Genomic DNA, 22,455 nt, shown 5'->3' with positions numbered 1-22,455 from the left:
AATTTTAGGTATAAAATATAATGCTATTAAAAGTTTGGAAAATTGGCAATTAGATTTATATACAATTAAAAAAACATTAAATAATGTTAAAATTATTTATATATGTAATCCTAATAATCCTACTGGAAATTTAATTAATCAAAATGATATAATTGAATTATTAGAAATTACACAAGGAAAATCTATTGTTGTTATTGATGAAGCATATATAGAATTTTGTATAAATTATACAATAGTACATTTAATAGAAAAATATTCTAATTTAGTTATATTAAGAACTTTATCTAAAGCTTTTTCTTTAGCTGGATTACGTTGTGGATTTGTTTTAGCTAATCAAGAAATTATTAATTTATTATTAAAAGTTATTGCACCTTATCCTATTCCAGAACCTGTATCAGATATAGCAATACAAGCATTAAATCGTAAAAATTTAATTTTAATGCATAATAATGTTAATAAATTAATTAATAATAAAAAAAAGTTAATAGAAAATTTAAAAAAATGTCATGTTGTAAAAAATATATTTCCTAGTAAAACTAATTATGTTTTAACTAAATTTTTTAATTCTAATCATATTTTTAAAGCATTATCAAAAAAAGGAATAATAGTAAGAAATCAAGATCATAATATAGGATTATCTAATTGTTTAAGAATTTCTGTAGGAACTAATTATGAAACAACAAGATTAATTTCTATTTTACAAGAATTATCTTCTTATTAAAAGGAAAATATATAATGCTTAATAAAGTACTTTTTATTGATCGAGATGGAACGTTAATTTCAGAACCTAAAGATAACTATCAAATTGATCATTTTAATAAATTAGTTTTTGAACCAAATGTTATTTTAACATTATCACAATTAAAAAAATTTTTTTATTCTTTAGTAATAATTACTAATCAAGATGGATTAGGAACAAAAAATTTTCCTAAAAAAAATTTTGATATGATTCATAATTTTATGATTAATATTTTTAAATCACAAGGTATAGAATTTAATGATGTTTTTATATGTCCACATTATCTTCAAGATAATTGTATATGTAGAAAACCAAAAACAACTATGTTAAAATCATATTTAAATAATACTTTAGATAAAAAAAATAGTTATGTAATAGGTGATCGTACAACTGACATGGAATTATCTAAAAATATAGGAATTAAAGGTATTTTATATAATAAAAATACATGTAATTGGAAAAATATTTTATTAAAGTTAACAAAAAATAATAGATATGCAATAATAAGAAAAACTACAAAAGAAACTTCAGTTTTAGTTGAATTATGGTTAGATAAAAAAGGTAAAAGTATTATTAATACCGGAATTAATTTTTTTAACCATATGTTAGAACAAATAGCTATACATGGAAACTTTATTTTAAATATTAATGTAAAAGGAGATTTACATATTGATGATCATCATACTATAGAAGATACTGCATTAACGTTAGGATTAGCTTTATCAAAAGCTCTAGATGATAAAAAAGGAATAAGTAGATTTGGTTTTTTATTACCTATGGATGATTCATTAGCTGAATGTGCTATTGATCTTTCTGGTAGACCTTATTTACAATATAATGCAACATTTAATAATAAAAAAGTTGGTGATTTTAGTACTGAAATGGTTAAACATTTTTTTTATTCTTTATCACATTCTATGTTATGTAATATATATTTAAAAGTTAAAGGAGATAATGATCATCATAAAATTGAAAGTTTATTTAAAGCTTTTGGTAAATCATTAAATCAAGCAATTAATATTGTTAACAATAAAATTCCTAGTTCTAAAGGAATATTTTAATGAATATAATAATTATTAATACATCTTGTGGAAATTTTTTTTCTTTAAAATCTACTATTAAAAAAATTGGATTTTATGCAAAAATTACTAATAATCCAGATCTAATTTTAAATGCTGATAAAATTTTTTTACCAGGAGTAGGTTCAGTATACTCAGCAATGACAAAATTAAAACATGATAATTTATTAAATATTATTAAATTTTGTAAAAAAGATATATTAGGTATTTGTTTAGGAATGCAATTATTAGGAAAATATAGTCAAGAAAATAAAGGAGTTTATACTCTAGGTATATTTGATATTAAAGTAAATTTAATTAAAAATAAATATTTACCTATACCTCATATGGGATGGAATACAGTAAATTATATTGATAATCAACCACTTTTTAAAAATATTAAACAAAATTCTTATTTTTATTTCGCCCATAGTTATGCTATGAATATTAATAATTATACAGTTGCTTATAGCAATTATGTTCAATTATTTAGTTCTGTTATACAAAAAAAAAATTTTTTTGGAGTGCAATTTCATCCAGAGCGTTCTGGAATAAATGGTATTCAATTAATTAAAAACTTTTTAGAAATGTAAATATATGATAATTCCAGCAATAGATTTAATACAAGGAAAAGTTGTAAGATTATTCCAGGGAAAATTTGATTTAAAATATAAATATTCTTTTAATCCCTTATTTTATATAAAAAATTATATTAATAATGGAGCAAAAAAAATACATATAGTCGATTTAGATGGAGCTAAAAATCCTAAAAAAAAACAAATTAAATTATTAAAACTTATTTTATCTCATATTAAAATACCATTACAAATAGGAGGAGGTATTAGAAATCAAGAAGATATTGATTTTATATTTAATTTAACTCCTATATCTCAAATTGTTATAGGATCTTCTGCTATTCAAAATTTTAAAATAGTAGAAAAATGGTTTAAAATATATAACCCTAATAAAATTATTTTAGCTCTAGATATAAAAATTGATATTAATAAACAAAAAATATTATTTATTAATGGATGGCAAAATAATAGTAATGTAAATTTAGAATTTATAATAGAAAAATTTATTAATATTGGATTAAAAAATGTATTATGTACTGATATATCTAGAGATGGAACATTATCTGGACCTAATATAGATTTATATACTGATATAACTAGAAAATATCCTGAAATATGTTTTCAAGCATCAGGTGGTATTCATTCTTTAAATGATATACATAATTTAAAAAATAGTGGTGTGAAAAATATTATTATAGGTAAAGCATTTTTAGAAAATAAATTTACTTTTCAAGAGGCTAATGTATGTTGGCAAAAAGAATTATTCCATGTTTAGATGTTTGTAATGGTAAAGTTGTAAAAGGAGTACAATTTAAAAATCATAAAGTAATTGGTGATATTTTAACTTTAGCTAAAAAATATTCACAAGATGGTGCAGATGAATTAGTATTCTATGATATTACAGCTTCTATTAATAATAAATTAATTGATAAAAAATGGATATTAAAAATTGCAAAAATTATTAATATACCTTTTTGTGTTGCTGGAGGAATTAAATCAATAGATGATGCATCAAAAATATTATTTTTAGGAGCTGAAAAAATATCTATTAATTCTCCAGCATTAGATAACCCAAATTTAATTACTCAATTATCTAAATATTTTGGTAAACAATGTATAGTTATAGGAATTGATTCTTGGTATGATATAAATAAAAAAAAATATTATGTTTATAAATATACAGGAGATCAAAATTATATTAAAATCACTAACTGGGAAACATCTGCATGGATTAAAACAGTACAAGAATTAGGAGCTGGTGAAATTGTATTAAATATGATGAATCAAGATGGTATACTTAATGGTTATGATTTAATTCAATTAAAAAAAATGAGAAAAATTTGTAAAATACCTTTAATTGCTTCAGGAGGGGCTGGATGTGAAAATCATTTTTATGAAGTTTTTCATAAAGATATTAATGTTGATGGAGCATTAGCAGCATCTGTTTTTCATAAAAATATAATTAATATTAAAAAATTAAAAAAAATATTATTCAAAAAAAATATAGAGATTAGAATATGAAAATTGATATAAATACATTAAATCAATTAAATTGGAAAAAAACACATGGATTAATACCAACTATTATTCAACATAAAATTTCTGGTCAAGTATTAATGCATGGATTTTTAAATAAAGAATCTTTGAAAAAAACATTAGAACTTAAAAAAGTAACTTTTTTTTCTCGTGTAAAAAAATGTTTATGGACAAAAGGAGAAACAACTGGTAATTTTCTTTTTGTTAAAAATATTATTACTGATTGTGATAAAGATAGTTTACTTATTTTAGTAAATCCTATAGGTAAAACATGTCATTTAAACATTGATAGTTGTTTTAAAAATAAAATCATACCTAAATATACTTTTTTATATTTTTTAGAAAATTTATTAGAAAAACGTAAAAATATTAATTTTAATAATTCTTATACTTATAATTTATATAAAAGTGGCACAAAAAGAATATCTCAAAAAGTTGGTGAAGAAGCGATAGAAACTATATTAGCAGCTAATAATGATAATTATCAAGAAATTATTGATGAAACATCTGATTTAATATATCATTTATTAGTTTTATTAAAAAATAAAAATATTAATTTTAGTGATATTCTTAAAAATTTACAAAAAAGAAATAAAAATAAATATTAAGTAATTTATTATATTTAATATATATTTAAAATATATTTACAATTAATATAAATTTCTAATTTTATAATATATATCTACTAATATCTTCATTTAAAATTAATGTATCAAGATGTTTACTAACATAATATTTATCAATAGTAATTGATTTATTATTATATTCAGTAGCATCAAAAGAAATATCAGACATTAAATGTTCTAAAACAGTATGTAGTCTTCGTGCTCCTATATTTTCTGTTGTTTCATTAACTTTCCAAGCTGATTCAGCTATTCTTTGAATACCATCTTTAGTAAAGATAATATTTACTTTTTCAGTAGCTAATAAAGCCTTATATTGAACTGTTATAGATGCATTTGGTTCTGTTAAAATTCTTTCAAAATCATGAGTAGTTAATGCTTTTAATTCTACTCTTATAGGTAATCTACCTTGTAATTCAGGAATTAAATCTGAAGGTTTTGATGTTTGAAAAGATCCTGAAGCAATAAATAATATATGATCTGTTTTTACCATTCCATGTTTTGTTGATACTGTACATCCTTCAACTAAAGGCAATAAATCACGTTGTACACCTTCTCTTGAAATATCAGAAGATGTATTATTACTTCTTCTACAAATTTTATCTATTTCATCTAAAAAAACAATTCCATGTTGTTCTACTGCTTCTATTGCTCTATGTTTTATTTCTTCATTATTAACTAACTTATTTGCTTCTTCTTCTATTAATAATCTAACAGCATTTTTAATCGTTAATTTACGTTTTTTTTGTTTACTACCACTAAAATTTTGAAATAATGATTGTAATTGATTAGTCATTTCTTCCATTCCAGGAGGAGCCATTATTTCAATTCCCATAGGAGTAGCAGATAAATTAATTTCAATTTCTTGATTATTTAATTCACCATTTCTTAATTTTTTTCGTAATTGTTGTCTATTAAACAATATATTATTATTTTCTTCTTTATTCCAATTAATTTTAGAATCAGGCATAAGTGTATTAAGAATACGTTCTTCAGCCATTTCTTTTGCTCTATAACAATTTTTTTTAAATTCTTGTACACGAATCATTTTAATGGCAGAATCTGTTAAATCCCGAATTATAGAATCTACTTCTTTACCAACATAACCTACTTCAGTAAATTTAGTTGCTTCAACCTTTATAAAAGGTGCATTTGCTAATTTTGCTAAACGGCGAGCAATCTCTGTTTTTCCAACACCAGTTGGTCCTATCATTAAAATATTTTTAGGTGTGACTTCTTGTCTTAAATTTTCATTAAGTTGCATTCGACGCCAACGATTTCTTAATGCAATAGCCACTGCTTTTTTTGCACTATCTTGACCTATAATGAATTTATCTAATTCATCAACAATTTCACGTGGAGTCATTTCAGACATAACGAACATTTTCCTCATACTTATTTAGATAATAATTTTTCAATAGTAAAATTATGATTAGTATATATACAAATATCTCCTGCTATATTTAATGATTTTTTTACTATTTCATATGCACTTAAACTAGTATTTTCCAATAAAGCTCTTGCAGATGCTTGAGCATATGGTCCTCCTGAACCTATTGTAACTATATCATTTTCAGGTTGTATAACATCTCCACTTCCTGTAATTATTAATGAAGTTATTTTATCTGCAATAACTAATAATGCTTCTAATTTACGAAGTAAACGATCTGTTCTCCAATCCTTAGCTAATTCTACAGCTGATTTTGTTAAGTTACCTTGATACATTTCTAATTTTTGTTCAAATAATTCGAATAAAGTAAAAGCATCAGCAGTACCACCTGCAAAACCTGCTATTACTTTATTATTATATAACTTACGAATTTTTTTAACATTTCCTTTCATTATTGTATTTCCAAGAGTAGCTTGACCATCACCACCAATAACAACATATCCATTTTTTCTTACACTAACAATTGTTGTCATAAATTATCTTCAATTATTTTTTAAAATTTTATAAGAATAATAAATTAATTTTAATTTTTAGAAAATGTTTTATTAGTTATAAATAAATTTTTTAATTATAATTCAAATATAAAAATATTTATATATATTTTGATATTTTTAATTTTAAAATTGACAATTTATTATTAAATTAATATAAAATGTTTTATATTAATTTAATAATTTTAATTATTAAATATTTAATATAAAAATAATTTTCTAAATAATTATTTAAAATAAATTATAATAATTATAACATAATTTTTTTTTAAAACAATAATTTTATATTATCACTTAAATATAAGTAGTAATTAATAATGTATAAAAATATTTTAGCCATTGATACTTCTAATGAGTATTGTTCAATAATTTTATATAAAAATAATGAAATATTTAATTTAATTAAATATTGTCCTAATAAACATACAAAATATATATTATTTATGATAAATAATATTTTAAAAGACTCAAAAATGATTTTATCAGATATTAATTTATTAGTTTATAATTCAGGACCAGGAAATTTTTCTAGTATGAGAGTTGGTATTACAGTTATTGAAACATTATCATATTCTTTAAATATTAGTAAAATAGGATTATCACATTTAATGATGATAGCTGAACAAACATGGATACAAACAGGAATTAAAAATATTATAACAACAATTCAATATAATAAAACAAATATGTATTTTGCTTTATATAAAAAAAATAAAAAAGGATTATGGATTGGTAAAAAAAGTGAGTGTATATTAAATAATGATGATTTAATTAAAAAAATATTAAAATTAAAAGGCAAATGGATATTAGTTTCTAATATTAATTATTTTGTAAAATATAATATAATACAATTATTAAATAAAAATTTAAAATTAGAATTAGTACAAAATTTATCTATATCTTCTCAAGCAATTATTAATATTATTAAAAATTTAATTTTAAATAAAAAAAAAATATATAATAATATTAATTATATTAAAAATATATTTTAAAAATATATTTTAAAATATATTACTTTTTAATAATATTTTATACTTGTAATTTCATTTATAAAGGTATATTTTACTGATCTAATATATTAAATTTAAAATTTAACTTATAATAATTATATAAAAAGATTATATTATGAATGATTCAGTAAAATTAGATTTATTATCCTATAGATTTAGGGGGTTTTATCCTGTTGTTATTGATATTGAAACTTCAGGTTTTAATCCTAAAAATAATGCTATATTAGAAATAGGTTTAATCACTCTTAAAATGAATAATGGATGGTTAGAAAAAAATGAAATTTTACATTTTCATATTATTCCATTTAAAGGTTCATATATATCTCCTGAGGCTTTAGCTTTTAATAAAATTAATATAGATTCTCCTTTAAGAGGAGCTGTAACTGAAAATACAGCATTTAATATTATATTTAATAAAATTTATAATGAAATTAAAAAAAATAAATGTAAAAAAGCAGTCGTAGTAGGTCATAATGCTAGTTTTGATCATAGTTTTATTATGGAAGCTTCTAAACGTATTAAAGTAAAATATCATAATCCATTTCATCATTTTGTTACTTTTGATACAACATCTATGAGTGGATTATTATTAGGCCAAACAGTATTAGCTAAATCTTGTCATGCTTTAGGTATATCTTTTGATAATAACCAAGCACATTCAGCTTTATATGATACTGATAAAACAGCTGAATTATTTTGTAAATTAGTAAATAGATGGAAAAAAATAGGAGGTTGGCCACCCATAAAATTATATAAAAATTTATAATTATTGAATTAAATTATATTTTTTTTATTAAAATATTATTTAATTTTTTATTACAATACATATTATATAATATATCATATCCACCTATTAATTCTCCATTAATCCATAATTGTGGAAAAGTTGGCCAATTAGCATATTTAGGTAAATACTTTCTTATATCAGGATTATTTAACACATCAATATAAGTAAAATTTATATTACATGATATTAAAATTTTTACAGCTTTATCTGAAAATCCACATTTAGGATTTTTAGGAGATCCTTTCATATATAAAATAATAGGATTATTAGATATTTGTTTTTTTATTTTTTCAAAAATTTTCATATAATTATACTCTATATTTATTTTATTAAAAATATTTAATTTAAAATTAAATATAATTAATATATCCATTATATTATATAATTCATTAATACAAAAGTAAATATAAAAATAAATATTTATTGATATAACATTTTAAAAATATTATGAAAAATAAATAATTTTATTAGATTACATAAATTATAAAAAATTAAAGGTATATGTGTGCAAAAATATTTCATAGAAACAAAAAAATTATTTAGTCTTGCTATCCCTGTTCTTTTTGCACAAATAGCTCAAATTTCTATAGGATTTATTAATAATATAATGATAGGATCTTTTAGTAATACAGATATTGCTGTAATATCTATTGGAGCAGCAATATGGTTACCTGTAATATTATTAGGACATGGAATATTATTATCTTTAATACCTATTATTTCTCAATTAAATGGATCTGGTAATCGTATTCATATAGCCAATCAAATTAAACAAGCAAATTTATTAGTAATAATTATATCAATACTTATTATGTTTTTTTTATATAAAATTGGTTATTTTCTTATGTTTATACCAAATATTAATAAATTATTAATTTTTAAAACTGATCATTATTTAAAAATTATTTTATGGAATACTCCTGGATATTTATTTTTTCAAGTTTTGCGTTGTAAATGCGAAGGATTATCATTAACAAGACCTTGTATGATTATTGGTTTTATTGGTTTATTATTATTTATTCCTATAAACTATATTTTTATATATGGTTATTGGATATTACCTAAATTAGGAGGTATTGGAAGTGGATTTTCTATAATAATAATATATTGGATAATGTTTTTCATTATTAAATTATGGATTTCTAATTCAATATATTTTAATGATATTAAAATAATTAATAAATTAAGTAAACCAAATAAAAATATACTATATCAATTTATTAAGATTGGTTTTCCTATTGCTTTATCTATTTTTTTTGAAGTTACATTATTTACTTTAGTATCTTTATTTATATCTCCTATGGGTATAGAAAAAATTGCTAGTCACCAAATAGCTTTAAATTATAGTTCATTAATATTTGTTTTTCCTTTTGCATTAGGTGTTGCTGTAACTATTCGGATAGGACATTGTTTAGGTTTAGGATATAAAAAACAAGCAATTATTATTAGTTGGAACGCACAAATTATTGGAATAATTATATCTATTTTTACTTCTTTTATTAGTATTTTTTTTAGAAAAAATATTGCTTCTTTATATAGTTCTAATCAAGAAATAATTTGTTTGTCTTCATATTTAATTTTATTATCAGGTATTTACCAATTATCAGATTCTATTCAAGTTATAGGATGTGGTATATTAAAAGGATATAAAGATACAATTGCTATTTTCTTTATTACTTTTATTTCTTATTGGATTTTAGGATTTCCAATTGGTTATATTTTATCAGTGACTAATTGGATTATGTCTTCTCCTATGGGGCCTTCAGGATTTTGGATAGGTTTTATTATAGGTTTAACTTCATCTGCTATATTAATAATATATCGTATTATAAACTTACAAAAACTTCTATATTAAATATTTTTATGATATCATTACTAAAATTTTATGCGTTCTTAGCTCAGTAGGTTAGAGTATCATTATGACATAGTGATGGTCAGAGGTTCGAATCCTCTAGAACGCATGAATTAATTTTTTAAATTAATTTTATTTGTATAAAAATTTATATAAATCAAAAGAACATATTAAATGTTTTTAATAAAAATTATGTTTAATCTAAATTTAAATTAATTTTTAATAATTATTTTGAATAATTGTTAATATCTTTAATAGTATTATTAAAAAATAATGATAAAAAAGTTAATATAATAACTAAAAAATTATTTATTATTGAAATAATTCATATAAATTAATAAAATTAAGTAGTTTCAAAGTAAAAGTATGTTTACTTTTTATGAAAATATAATAATAAATCTAAATATTTATACAATAAAGTAAGCTATATTTTAATAATATTATATATAGTTGGTTATATTTCTAATAATAGAAAAGATTTAGGATCATTATTACCTAGTCTTAATAGAAAAATTATTCTTAAAAAATATAAGTAATATAATTATAATTAATTTATATTATATAGTAAAAATATATGTAAAATTGAATATCTATTATGTATAATGAGTATTATATTTGATTTATATGAATTTTTATTTAAAAATTATTATTTTAATATTATTTCCAATATAATAAACAAAAATTTTTTTTACCTCTACGTAATAATGTAAAATGGTTAAATATTTTATCTTCTTTAGTAAAATAAAATAAAATATTTGTTTTTTTTTGATTATTTATGTAAATTGAATTAGATTCAATCATATTTCTTGCATGACTACGAGATTTTGCTAATTTACTTAATATTAAAACTTCTTGTAAAGAATAGTTTTTATTTTCTAATATAATATTATTAATTCCATTATCTAATAATAAATTAAAATCATTTTTAGATAAATTATCTAATTTTTTATAAAAAATATTATCAGTAATTTTTTTAGCAGATTCCAATGCATTTTTACCATGAACTAAACAAGTCATATATTCAGCTAATATATTTTGAGCACTATTTTTTTTTATTGAATTATTATTAGATTTTTGTAAATCTTCTATAATATTTATTTTAATAGAAGTAAACATTTTTAAAAAATTATAAACTAAACTATCATTAATATTTAACCAAAATTGAAAAAAATCATATGGGCTTGTTTTAAGAGGATTTAACCATATTGGTTTATTTTCTGTTTTTCCAAATTTAGTACCATCATTTTTAATAATTAATTTATTAGTTAAACCAAATACTTTTTGTTTATATAATTTTTTTATTAAATCAATTCCTGAAATAATATGTCCCCATTGATCTGATCCTCCTATTTGTAATGTTACATTAAAATATTTATTAAGATAAGCAAAATCATAAGATTGTAATAAATTATATGAAAATTCAGTAAAAGAAATACCTTGTATATTTTTATTTATTCTATTTTTAATAGATTCTTTATTCATCATTTGATTAACATAAAAATATTTACCTATATCTTTTAAAAAAAATAATATATTCATATTACTAAACCAATCATAATTATTTACTATAATTGCACTATTAGATCCACAATTAAAATCTAAAAAATTTTTTAATTGTAAACTAATTTTATTAATAAATTCATTTATTAAATTAATTGGTTGTTTTTTTCTTTTTTCAAATTTAAAACTAGGATCACCTATTAATCCTGTTGCTCCACCTAATAAAATAATAGGTTTATGCCCTAATTTTTGAAAATATCTTAATGTAATCAAAGGTATTAAATGTCCAATATGTAAACTATCAGCAGTAGGATCAAAACCACAATATAAATTAATATTTTTTTGCATTAAAATATTTTTTAAATTATTTTTATCTGTTATTTGATTAATAATATTACGATATTCTAATTTTTGTATTAAATCTATTTTATTATTTTTACTTATAATCATTAATTTATATCTCTTTTTTATTTAAATATTTAAGTAAATAATTTATTGGTAAAATAATTTTTTATCGTATTTACAGATATTTTAGTATATAAATCTACTTCAATATTAACATTTTGATTAATTTTTTTATTAGATAATGAAGTTCGTATAATAGTTTCTGGAATAAGATTAACACTAAACTGATTAATATGTATTTTATCTATTGTTAGACTAATACCATCTATACATATAAAACTTTTTTTTATAATATATTTCATTTGAGATTTATGATATGGTTTTAACCATATTGTTTTAGAATTAATGTAATTATTAATTCTAATAATTTTAGCAATATCTGTAATATGTCCTGTAATTAAATGTCCACCTACAAAATCTATCAATTTTAAAGATTTTTCAATATTTAAATAATCTCCTTTTTTTAATTTTTTAAAAGTAGTAATATCTAATGTATTTTTAATAATATCAAAATATAATAAATTATTATTTATTTCCCTTATAGTTAAACAACATCCATTATTTGCAATAGAATCACCTCTTTTTAAATCATAATTAAAATAATTAGGTGTTTTTATTATAATTTGGAGAAAATTTTTTTTTTTAATTATTGATTTTATTTTTGCTATACATTGAATAATTCCACTAAACATAAATCTTATCCTTAAGATATTTATCTTTTATTTTAATATAAATATTTATTATATAAAAATATTTTTCAAATATTTAATTTAATATTATATATACTTTCTTTTATTTTTTTATATGCTCGAAAAATTATTACCTTTCTAGCATTTATAAGTATAAATTCTCCCGTTTTTGGATTTCTTCCTGGTCTAGAATTTTTATTACGTATTTCAAATTTTCCAAATCCTGATAATTTTACCATTTCTCCTTTTAATAAGGTTTTTTTTAGTTCATCAAAAAATAAAGATACTAAATATATTGCATCTATTTTATGAATTTTAAATGTTTTAACTAAATATTTAGAAATTTTTTTTTTAGTTAAAGTCATGTTTTTTATCTCTTAATATAATTTGAAATTTTATTTTTAATCTATTTATACATAATTGTATAATATTATTAATTTCATTATCATGTAATGTATGAGTACTATCTTGTATAATGAAACTAATTGTAAAACTTTTATATCCTTTAGGAATATTTATACCTTTGTATACATCAAATAAATTTATATCAATAATTTGTTCTATTTCAGGATTTTTACATTCCTCTATAATTTTTATAAAAGGAATATTATCTTTAATTATAAAAGAAATATCTCTACGATTTAATGGTAAATTTGATATTTGTTTTATTTTTATTTCTGTAGGATTTAAAATTCTTTCACATTCTAGTTCAAATAAAATAGTATGTTCATTAATACCTAAACATGACTGAATATAAGGATGTATTACTCCAATATATCCAATAAAAATATTATCTAAATATATAGATGATCCTTGATGAGGATGAAAAATATTTATGTTTGATATAGATCTAAATTCTATTCGATCTTTTTTACCTAAAAAATTAAATATACATTCTATATCTCCTTTTAAATCATAAAAATCTACATTTTGATTAGATAAAGACCAATGTTCTTCATTTAATTTTCCATGTATTATTCCACCTAACATTAATTTTTGAGATATTCCAAATTCTATATTTTTATCAATTTTAAAACATAATCCATTTTCAAAAAAACGTAAAGATTTTTGTTGTCTATTATAATTATAAATTATATTATTTATTAATCCACATAATAAAGAAGTACGCATAACAGACATTTCTATTGAAATAGGATTAGATAATTTAATAAATTTTTCTTTAGGAAATATTAAAGATTGTATTTTAGGATTTATAAAACTATAGTTAATAACTTCATTATATTTTTTATTAATTAAAAAATTTTTGATTTTTTGAATATTATCAGATTTAAAAAGTAAATTATTTTTGTTTATAATAAAATTTTTATTAATATTTGTTTCAATTAAATTCATTTTAATATGATTATCTGGAATATTATTATAACCATATATACGTATGATTTCTTCTATTATATCAGCTTCAATTTTTATATCATATCTCCAACTAGGTATTTGAATAATACAATAATTATTTGTTTTTAATATTATTTTAAATCCTAATTTATTAATTATATCAATTATTTTATTTGTTTTTATAAAAAAACCTAATATTTGTTCAATTTTTATAAAATATAATTTAATTTTTTTTAAAATTGAATAATTATTAATATAATTTTGTGTATTAATAACTTTAATATGACTACTTTGACCTCCAAATATTTTTAAAATCAAACTTATAGCTCGAATCATTATTTTTTTTTGTATTAATGGATCTAATCCTCTTTCATAAACATATAAAAATGAATTAAATAATTTATATTTATTAGATAATTTTTGTATTATATCTGGATCTAAAAAAAAACATTCTAATAAAATATTTTGTGTATTCATATTAATAATAACTTCTTTATTTTGTACTAAACTAGGAATAGATAATATTTTTTCTTTATCTTCTATAATTAGAGTATTTTTTAACAAAAAAATTTTATTATTATTTTCATCAATTAAAAAATCATTATTAATATTTTTATATTCTGTTATACATATATCACCTTTAATTTTATTAAAATCATAAAAATATACTGGATATCCTAATTCAAGATTTATATAATTACTAATATTTAATAAAGGATTGTTGTTTGATATTAATATTCCAGATTTTTGTAATCTTTCTTTCATTAGGAATGGTATTTTATTTTGTAAGTTAATATTTTTAATAATACAATAAAAATAATTTAAATTATATTTATTGGCATTTTTATTAATATAAACATTAATTTTATTCTTGTGTTGTTTTGAAATAAAAGAAAATTTATAAGGAAATTTAAATACATAATTATTATCTTTTTTTTTAGTAGATAAATCTCTTGCTATACCCATAATACTAAAACAATCAGAACGATTAGAAGGTATATTAATAGATAAAATATTATCATTTAATTCTAAATATTTAAAAGCATCTTGTCCTATTTTAACATTATTATTTAATTCAATTATATGATTTTTATTATTTTCATATAAATTATTTTTTAATCCTAATATTTTTTTAGAACATAATAATCCTTCTGATTGTAACAAAAAATTAAATTTTTGATGATTTACATATTTTTTATATAAAAATGAATGTATTGTTGCAATAATTACTTTTATTTTATTTTTACAATTAATTGCATTAGATTTTATTTTATATAATTTATTATTTCCTATATCTATAGTTAAATTATAAATATTTTTATTATTATTGAATTGGCAATCAATAATTTGTCCTATAAATATATTATCTATTTTTTTTTTATAAATTGGTTCAATTTTTTCTACTTCTAATCCTAACATTGTTAATTGTTCGGATAATATTTTAACATTATTATAAGTAATCCATTTACTTAACCATAATTCACTTAATTTAATCATATTTTTATTTAAATTGTTTAAGAAAACGTATATCATTTTCAAAAAATAAACGAATATCATGAATATTATAACGTAACATAGCTAAACGTTCTACTCCAATACCAAAAGCTAAACCAGAATATTTTAATAAATTAAGATTAACATTACGTAATACATTAGGATGTATTATACCAGCTCCTAATACTTCAATCCATTTATTTTTTTCTCCCATAATATCTATTTCTAAAGAAGGTTCAGTAAATGGAAAATAAGAAGGTCTAAATCTAATTTTTAACTTTCTATTAAAAAAAGATTTTAAAAATAAAGATAATATACTTTTTAATTCTAAAAAATTAAGATTATTATCTATTAATAATCCTTCTATTTGATGAAACATCGGAGTATGTTTTTTATCATAATCATTACGATATACTTTTCCTGAAGTTAATATTCTTATAGGAGGATTTAAAACTTTCATGATTCTAATTTGCATATTAGAAGTTTGAGTACGTAATAAAATTTTTTTATTTAACCAAAAAGTATCCTGTTCTGTTCGTGCAGGATGATTTTCTGATATATTTAATGCATCAAAATTATGAAAACTATCTTCTATTTCTTGACTTTCTGTAATTTTAAAACCCATTTTTATAAAAAAATTTTCAATATCATTAATTACAGTAGTTATAGGATGTTGAGAACCTATTTTTACATGTCTACCAGGAAGAGAAATATCAATTTGTTCACTCAAAAGTTTAGATTTAATATTATTATATTCTAATTCATTTTTTCTTTTTTTTATTAATTCTTGTATTTGTTTTTTTATATTATTAATAATTATACTTTTTTTAATTTTATCTTTTTTTATTAATTTTTTTAAAAATAAAAATTGTAAAGATATATATCCTTTTTTACCTAAATATTTTACTTTAAAAGTATTTAATTCTTTAATATTATTAATTAAATTAATTTCTTTTTTTGCATGTATTATTATTTTATTATTATCAGATATCATTTTTTAGATATTCTCATTAATAATCAATATATATTTATATTAAAACATTATGTTTATATAAAATAAAAATATTATAATTAATTAATTTTTATAAAGTTTATTAATTTAATAAATGATTGTTGATCAAAAACAGCTAGTTCAGAAAGAATTTTTCTATTAATATTAATATTAGATTTTTTAAATTTATTTATTAAATAACTATAAGAAAGGTTTTCTTGACGAGCAGCAGCATTTATTCTAGTAATCCATAATTGACGAAATTTTCTTTTACGTTGACGTCTATCACGGTAAGAATATTGTCCTGCTTTTATTACTGCTTGAAATGCAGATCTATATGTTCTTGATCTTGATCCATAGTATCCTTTAGCTTGTTTAAGAATTTTTTTATGTCTTATATGAGAAACTACACCTCGTTTAATTCTAGTCATGTAATTTAAATATCTCCTATTTTAAATTATATTTCTATAAGTTTCCTTATAAATATGGTAAACAAGCTATTAATGAATGTGAATCTCCTTTAAAAGCTAATTTTTTTTTCCTTAATAAACGTTTTCGTTTAGTTTTTTTTTTCGTTAAAAGATGTCTTAAATTAGCTTGTTTATGTTTAAATTTTCCAGAACTTGTTTTTTTAAAACGTTTTGCAGCACTACGTAATGTTTTAAGTTTTAACATATTTATTTTAACCCAAAAAATATTATTAAATAAAGAATAATGTAAATAGTTTAAAATAACTTGTATTAATAAATTTTACGGTTATTTTTTTTTAGGTATTAATATCATTATCATTTGACGTCCTTCAATTTTTTTAGGAAAATATTCAACTAAGGATAAATAATCTAAATCATTTTTTATTCTATTTAACATATCGAAACCAATTTTTATATGTACCATTTCTCTTCCTCTAAACCTAAGAGTTACTTTGATTTTATCTCCCTTTTGTAAAAAACGAATTAAATTACGTAATTTAACTTGATAATCTCCTTCATCTGTACCTGGTCTAAATTTAATTTCTTTTAATTGAATAATTTTTTGTTTTTTCTTTTGTTTTCTTGATGCTTTATTTTTTGCATATAAAAATTTACCATAATTCATTATACGACATACAGGAGGAATTGCTTTTGGACTAATTTCTACTAAATCAAATCCAATTTCTTTTGCTTTCATTAATGCAACTTTTAAATCAACAATACCAACTTGTTCTCCTTTAGAACCTATTAATCTAATTGTATTGGTTTTAATATCTTCATTTATTTTATTAGGTCTTAGTTGTATTATTTTTTTTACACTTTTAATATCCTATTCCTCCAATTGATGAATATCATAATTACTAATTTCTTTTTTTACTTTATTAATAATATCATGAATCTTCATAATTCCCAAATCTTTACCAAAACAATCACGAATTGATACTGTATTATTTTTTACTTCTTTATCTCCACATATTAAAATATAAGGTATATGTTGTATAGTATATTGTCTAATTTTAAAAGATATTTTTTCATTTTTTAAATCTGCTTTAACACGAATATTATTTTTTTTTATTATTTCTAATAAATTAATAGCATAATGAATATGTTTTTGACTTACATTAATTATAATAATTTGTAACGGAGTTAACCAAATAGGTAAATAACCGGAATATTCTTCTAGAAGAATACCAATAAATCTTTCTATAGAACCTAAAACAGCACGATGAATTATTATAGGTGTTTTACGTTTATTTTCAGAATTAATATAAAATAAATTTAAACAATTTGGTAATGTAAAATCTAATTGTATTGTACCACATTGCCATTCACGATTTAAGCAATCAAAAAAAGAAAATTCTATTTTTGGTCCATAAAAAGCTCCTTCTCCAATTTGATAATTAAAAACAATATTTAATTTTTTTAAAACTATAGCTAAATCTTTTTCAGATTGATCCCATATATCGTCATTACCAATACGATTATTTGGTCTTGTAGATAATTTTACTAAAAATTTTTTAAAACCAAAAATTTGATAAATTTCACGCATCATATTAATACAATTTTCAATTTCTATTGCAACTTGTTCTTGTGTACAAAATATATGAGCATCATCCTGAGTAAAACTACGTAATCTCATTAAACCATGTAAAGAACCTGATGGTTCATTTCTATGACAAATACCAAATTCTGCTATTCTTAAAGGTAAATCTTTATATGATTTTAAACCTTGTTGAAAAATTTGTATATGTCCAGGACAATTCATAGGTTTAACACAATAATCTCTATTTTCTGAAAAAGTACTAAACATCGCATCTTTATAAATTTTCCAATGTCCTGTATTTTTCCAAATTATACTATCTGTTATTAGTGGTGTTTTAACTTCTTGATAATTATATTTTTGAAGTTTTATTCGTAAAAAATTTTCTAATAAATGAAAAATAATATAACCATTATTATGCCAAAAAACCATTCCTGGTGATTCATTCTGAAAATGATATAAATCAAGTTTTTTACCAAATATTCTATGATCAATTGCTAATAATTTATTTTTATTAAATAATTTTAATTTTTTTTTTAATTTTATATTATTAAAATTAGATGAATTATTATTTTGTTGCATTTTTTTCTTTTATGTTAAAAAATATAATTTTATAAGATTAAAAATAATTAATTTAAAATTAAATTTTTTAAACCTATAAATTAAGTAAATAAAATTATTTTTTATTTAATAGTCATGATAATTATTACTATTATAGTGATATTTATTTATATAACAATACAATTATTTTAATTTATTAAAATTATTAAAAAAAAATTAAAATTTAATTTTTTGTCCATAAGTTATTCTTTCATTACCGCTATAATCTATACAAGTTTTAATATTTTTAAATTTTTTTTCTTTTAATATTTTTATAATTTGTTTAGATTGATTAAATGCATGTTCTAAAATTATCCATCCAAAATTATTTAAATATTTCATAGATTGTAAAATAATAGAATTGAAATTAGATAATCCATTATCTTCTGCAATTAAAGAAGATATTGGTTCAAATTTTATACTTTTATCTAAAAAAAAATAATCTTTATATTTAATATAAGGAGGATTACTTACAATAATATCAAATTTTTTATTATTTAAATTACTAAACCAATTACTTTGTATAAAACTAACATTATAAATTGATAATTTATTTGCATTACTTTTTGCAATATTAATTAATTCTGGAATAATATCTATTCCAGTAATATTTAATTTATTATATTCACTAGCTATAGCTAATGCTATAGCTCCAGTTCCTGTTCCCAAATCTAATATATTTTTTGTATTAAATGTAATTTTTTTTAATGTATGTTCTACTAAAATTTCAGTATCTGATCTAGGGATAAAAGTTAATGGTGAAACATTTATTTTTAACGACCAAAATTCACAAAATCCTAATATGTAAGCAATTGGTTCACCATGAATTCTTCTATTTAAAAAATGCATTAATTTTTTTAATTGTGTATTATTTAAGTATGTTTCATAAAATTCATAAATCCAAAATTTAGATTTATTAATAACAAAAGAAAGTAATATTTCAGATTCTAATTTATATGAATATATTTTATTTTTTTTTAAAATAATACCAGCATAATATAACCATGTTTTAATTTTCATTTATTTTTGATGCAGATAATAATAAATCAGTATGATATTTATTTATAATATGTTCAATTAAGATATCTAATTTTCCATTCATAATTTCATCTAATCGATAAATTGTTAAATTAATACGATGATCTGTTACTCTTTTTTGAATAAAATTATATGTTCTATTTCTATCAGAACGATCTCCAGTCCCTAATAAATTTTTTCTTGTTAATGACTCATTTTTATTTCTTTTTGCTATTTCTGCTGCATTAATTCTTGCCACTAGTACTGATAAAGCTTTAGATTTATTTTTATGTTGAGATCTTTCATCTTGACATTCTACAACAATACCTGTAGGTACATGAGTAATACGTATAGCAGAATCAGTTGTATTAACATGTTGACCCCCTGCACCAGAAGAACGAAAAGTATCAATTTTTAAATCATTATTATTAATTTCTGGCATTTCAGATTTAGATAATTCTGGCATAACTGCTACAGTACACGTAGAAGTATGAACTCTTCCTTGTGATTCTGTTTCAGGAACTCTTTGTACTCTATGACCTCCTGATTCAAATCTTAATTTTCCATACGCACCATTTCCAATTATTTTTAATATAATTTCTTTATATCCTCCATATTCACCATAATGAACATTAATTATTTTAACTTTCCAATTTTTTGATTCAGCATAACGAATATACATTCTATAAATATTTCCTACAAAAATAGCTGCTTCATTACCTCCTGAACCTGCTCTAATTTCTAAAAAACAATTTCTATTATTTTCATCATTATTTTTAGATAATAAAAGTATTGTAATTTCTTTTTCAATTTTTTTTTGTTTAATTTTAATATTTTTATTATCTTCTAAAACAATAGAATATATTTCTTCATCATATAATAATTCTTGATTATTATTTAATTCTAATTCTAATTTTTTCCATTCTATAAATAGTTTGATTATATTAGATAAACCAACATATTCTATTGATAAAATGCGTAAATTTTCTTGATTATTATATACTTTATAATTACTTAATTCTTTTTCAATATATATATAACGTTTATGTAATAAATTAAGTTGTTTAATAATAGAATGATTCATAAATTAAATTTTATTTTATAAATTTTATTTAAATAGAATATATAACAAATTAATTAAATAATTTAATTAAATTAATATAATAAATAAAAAATTTTAAAATTTATAAAATTATATTAATAATATATAATATATTTTATCATATATATGATATTTTTAGATATATTTAAAAATTTTAAAATTATTAAAAAATTATTATTTAAATAATATGATTTAAGGAAAATTTCATGTCTAATATGAAATTATTTTCTGGAAATGCTATTCCAGAATTAGCACAAAAAATAGCAAGTCATTTATATACTAATTTAGGAAAAGCATATGTAGGTAAATTTAGTGATGGAGAAATCTCTGTTCAAATAAATGAAAATGTTAGAGGAGATGATGTTTTTATAATTCAATCTACTTGTAATCCTACAAATGATAATTTAATTGAATTAATTATTATAGCAGATGCATTAAGAAGAGCTTCTGCAGGTAGAATAACAGCAGTCATTCCATATTTTGGATATTCAAGACAAGATCGTAGATTAAGATCTGCAAGAGTTCCTATTACAGCAAAAGTTATAGCTGATTTTTTATCTGGTGTAGGAATAGATAGAGTTTTAACAGTAGATTTACACGCAGAACAAATTCAAGGTTTTTTTGATATTCCTGTAGATAATGTTTTTAGTAGTTCTATTTTTATAGAAGATATGACAAAATTATTTTTAAATAAACCTGTAATAGTATCTCCAGATATTGGAGGTGTTATACGTGCTAGAACAATAGCAACAACATTATTAAATGGTACTGATATGGCTATAATAGATAAAAGAAGATCTAAATCAAATGTATCTGAAGTTATGCATATTATTGGAGATATTGTAGATCGAGATTGTATTTTAATAGATGATATTATTGATACAGGAGGTACATTATGTCAAGCAGCAAAAGTATTAAAAAATAATGGAGCTAAACGTGTTTTTGCATATGCAACTCATCCAATTTTTTCTGGTAATGCTATAAATAATTTTTCTAATTCTTTAATAGATGAAATTATTGTATGTGATACTATTCCATTATCAAATAAAATAAAAAAATTAAAAAATATAAGAAAATTAACTTTATCAGAAATGCTTGCAGAATCTATTCGTAGAATTAATAATGAAGAATCTATTTCTGTAATGTTTAAAAATTAATATAGGATATATTATT

Annotated in this window: 23 protein-coding genes, 1 tRNA gene and 1 pseudogene; 11 read left to right on the top strand and 14 right to left on the bottom strand. The window is 19.7% G+C overall.

What is annotated here, in order from left to right; translation table 11 throughout:
• From GJT84_RS00665 to hisIE, 6 genes are all read left to right on the top strand, one after another.
• Nucleotides 1–721: aminotransferase class I/II-fold pyridoxal phosphate-dependent enzyme (locus GJT84_RS00665; protein ID WP_168866988.1), on the top strand; the 721-nt coding region annotated here is incomplete at its 5' end.
• 14 nt (nt 722–735) lie between these two features.
• The gene (gene hisB, locus GJT84_RS00660; protein WP_168866987.1) at nt 736–1,800 is read left to right on the top strand and encodes a bifunctional histidinol-phosphatase/imidazoleglycerol-phosphate dehydratase HisB; all 1,065 of its coding nucleotides are present in this window, start codon (nt 736–738) and stop codon (nt 1,798–1,800) included.
• Complete coding sequence (gene hisH, locus GJT84_RS00655) at nt 1,800–2,390, top strand: imidazole glycerol phosphate synthase subunit HisH (protein WP_168866985.1); 591 nt, start codon at nt 1,800–1,802, stop codon at nt 2,388–2,390. The genes hisB and hisH overlap by 1 nt, the downstream gene beginning before the upstream one ends.
• Before the next feature lie 4 nt (nt 2,391–2,394).
• Nucleotides 2,395–3,147: a 1-(5-phosphoribosyl)-5-[(5-phosphoribosylamino)methylideneamino]imidazole-4-carboxamide isomerase gene (hisA, locus tag GJT84_RS00650; RefSeq protein ID WP_168866984.1), complete on the top strand. Its 753-nt coding sequence runs from the start codon at nt 2,395–2,397 to the stop codon at nt 3,145–3,147.
• Nucleotides 3,117–3,893 (top strand): imidazole glycerol phosphate synthase subunit HisF, encoded by a 777-nt coding sequence (gene hisF / locus GJT84_RS00645; protein WP_168866983.1) that lies wholly within the window; start codon nt 3,117–3,119, stop codon nt 3,891–3,893. Before hisA ends, hisF begins: the two co-directional genes overlap by 31 nt.
• On the top strand, nt 3,890–4,516 hold the full coding sequence (gene hisIE, locus GJT84_RS00640) for a bifunctional phosphoribosyl-AMP cyclohydrolase/phosphoribosyl-ATP diphosphatase HisIE (protein ID WP_168866981.1): 627 nt from the start codon (nt 3,890–3,892) through the stop codon (nt 4,514–4,516). The genes hisF and hisIE overlap by 4 nt, the downstream gene beginning before the upstream one ends.
• A 61-nt stretch (nt 4,517–4,577) precedes the next feature.
• On the opposite strand, the gene hslU is transcribed toward hisIE, so the two are convergent.
• Both hslU and hslV read right to left on the bottom strand, forming a co-directional pair.
• Nucleotides 4,578–5,906, bottom strand: a complete 1,329-nt coding sequence (hslU, locus tag GJT84_RS00635) for an ATP-dependent protease ATPase subunit HslU (RefSeq protein ID WP_168866979.1) — start codon at nt 5,904–5,906, stop codon at nt 4,578–4,580.
• Nucleotides 5,907–5,926: 20 nt separating this feature from the next.
• Nucleotides 5,927–6,454 carry an ATP-dependent protease subunit HslV gene (gene hslV / locus GJT84_RS00630; RefSeq protein ID WP_168866977.1) on the bottom strand — a complete coding sequence of 176 codons (528 nt, stop codon included), beginning with the start codon at nt 6,452–6,454 and terminating at the stop codon, nt 5,927–5,929.
• A gap of 335 nt (nt 6,455–6,789) precedes the next feature.
• On the opposite strand from hslV, the gene tsaB reads away from it, so the two are divergent.
• Together tsaB and rnt are read left to right on the top strand one after the other, a co-directional pair.
• A complete protein-coding gene (tsaB, locus tag GJT84_RS00625) occupies nt 6,790–7,464 on the top strand; it encodes a tRNA (adenosine(37)-N6)-threonylcarbamoyltransferase complex dimerization subunit type 1 TsaB (RefSeq protein ID WP_168866975.1) in 675 nt (224 codons plus the stop codon).
• A 133-nt stretch (nt 7,465–7,597) separates the two neighbouring features.
• A complete protein-coding gene (rnt, locus tag GJT84_RS00620) occupies nt 7,598–8,248 on the top strand; it encodes a ribonuclease T (RefSeq protein ID WP_168866973.1) in 651 nt (216 codons plus the stop codon).
• Nucleotides 8,249–8,261: 13 nt separating this feature from the next.
• On the opposite strand, the gene grxD is transcribed toward rnt, so the two are convergent.
• Nucleotides 8,262–8,573, bottom strand: coding sequence for a Grx4 family monothiol glutaredoxin (gene grxD / locus GJT84_RS00615; protein ID WP_168866971.1), 312 nt, complete (start codon nt 8,571–8,573; stop codon nt 8,262–8,264).
• 201 nt (nt 8,574–8,774) lie between these two features.
• Here grxD and GJT84_RS00610 point away from each other — a divergent pair, with 201 nt between their 5' ends.
• Nucleotides 8,775–10,124 (top strand): MATE family efflux transporter, encoded by a 1,350-nt coding sequence (locus tag GJT84_RS00610; RefSeq protein WP_168866969.1) that lies wholly within the window; start codon nt 8,775–8,777, stop codon nt 10,122–10,124.
• A gap of 32 nt (nt 10,125–10,156) precedes the next feature.
• Nucleotides 10,157–10,230: transfer RNA gene (locus tag GJT84_RS00605), tRNA-Val, on the top strand.
• Between the two features lie 548 nt (nt 10,231–10,778).
• On the opposite strand, the gene tyrS is transcribed toward GJT84_RS00605, so the two are convergent.
• The 11 genes and pseudogenes from tyrS to prfA form a co-directional block, all read right to left on the bottom strand.
• Nucleotides 10,779–12,071 carry a tyrosine--tRNA ligase gene (tyrS, locus tag GJT84_RS00600; RefSeq protein ID WP_425483709.1) on the bottom strand — a complete coding sequence of 431 codons (1,293 nt, stop codon included), beginning with the start codon at nt 12,069–12,071 and terminating at the stop codon, nt 10,779–10,781.
• Nucleotides 12,072–12,100: 29 nt separating this feature from the next.
• On the bottom strand, nt 12,101–12,718 hold the full coding sequence (ribE, locus tag GJT84_RS00595) for a riboflavin synthase (RefSeq protein WP_168866968.1): 618 nt from the start codon (nt 12,716–12,718) through the stop codon (nt 12,101–12,103).
• Nucleotides 12,719–12,783: 65 nt separating this feature from the next.
• Complete coding sequence (locus tag GJT84_RS00590) at nt 12,784–13,080, bottom strand: integration host factor subunit alpha (RefSeq protein WP_168866966.1); 297 nt, start codon at nt 13,078–13,080, stop codon at nt 12,784–12,786.
• Nucleotides 13,067–15,565, bottom strand: coding sequence for a phenylalanine--tRNA ligase subunit beta (gene pheT, locus GJT84_RS00585; RefSeq protein ID WP_168866964.1), 2,499 nt, complete (start codon nt 15,563–15,565; stop codon nt 13,067–13,069). Before pheT ends, GJT84_RS00590 begins: the two co-directional genes overlap by 14 nt.
• A gap of 4 nt (nt 15,566–15,569) precedes the next feature.
• On the bottom strand, nt 15,570–16,553 hold the full coding sequence (gene pheS, locus GJT84_RS00580) for a phenylalanine--tRNA ligase subunit alpha (RefSeq protein ID WP_211080606.1): 984 nt from the start codon (nt 16,551–16,553) through the stop codon (nt 15,570–15,572).
• A gap of 80 nt (nt 16,554–16,633) precedes the next feature.
• Nucleotides 16,634–16,984 (bottom strand): 50S ribosomal protein L20, encoded by a 351-nt coding sequence (gene rplT / locus GJT84_RS00575; protein WP_168866962.1) that lies wholly within the window; start codon nt 16,982–16,984, stop codon nt 16,634–16,636.
• Between the two features lie 46 nt (nt 16,985–17,030).
• Entirely contained in the window at nt 17,031–17,228 is a 198-nt protein-coding gene (rpmI, locus tag GJT84_RS00570; RefSeq protein ID WP_168866960.1) for a 50S ribosomal protein L35, read from the bottom strand.
• Nucleotides 17,229–17,309: 81 nt separating this feature from the next.
• Nucleotides 17,310–17,849, bottom strand: a complete 540-nt coding sequence (gene infC / locus GJT84_RS00565) for a translation initiation factor IF-3 (RefSeq protein WP_168867353.1) — start codon at nt 17,847–17,849, stop codon at nt 17,310–17,312.
• A 3-nt stretch (nt 17,850–17,852) separates the two neighbouring features.
• A pseudogene (thrS, locus tag GJT84_RS00560) lies at nt 17,853–19,136 on the bottom strand (threonine--tRNA ligase); the annotation flags it as partial.
• Between the two features lie 204 nt (nt 19,137–19,340).
• Nucleotides 19,341–20,183 (bottom strand): peptide chain release factor N(5)-glutamine methyltransferase, encoded by an 843-nt coding sequence (prmC, locus tag GJT84_RS00555; protein WP_168866957.1) that lies wholly within the window; start codon nt 20,181–20,183, stop codon nt 19,341–19,343.
• Complete coding sequence (prfA, locus tag GJT84_RS00550) at nt 20,173–21,264, bottom strand: peptide chain release factor 1 (protein ID WP_168866955.1); 1,092 nt, start codon at nt 21,262–21,264, stop codon at nt 20,173–20,175. Before prfA ends, prmC begins: the two co-directional genes overlap by 11 nt.
• A gap of 224 nt (nt 21,265–21,488) precedes the next feature.
• Between prfA and GJT84_RS00545 the strand changes: the two genes are divergently transcribed.
• Nucleotides 21,489–22,439: a ribose-phosphate pyrophosphokinase gene (locus tag GJT84_RS00545; protein ID WP_168866954.1), complete on the top strand. Its 951-nt coding sequence runs from the start codon at nt 21,489–21,491 to the stop codon at nt 22,437–22,439.
• The last annotated feature ends 16 nt before the right edge of the window (nt 22,440–22,455 follow it).

It is taken from the genome of Enterobacteriaceae endosymbiont of Plateumaris sericea, assembly GCF_012562605.1.
GTDB lineage: Bacteria > Pseudomonadota > Gammaproteobacteria > Enterobacterales > Enterobacteriaceae.
The sequence above is the reverse complement of the archived record's forward strand: the minus strand, read 5'-3'. Positions and strand labels throughout refer to the sequence as shown.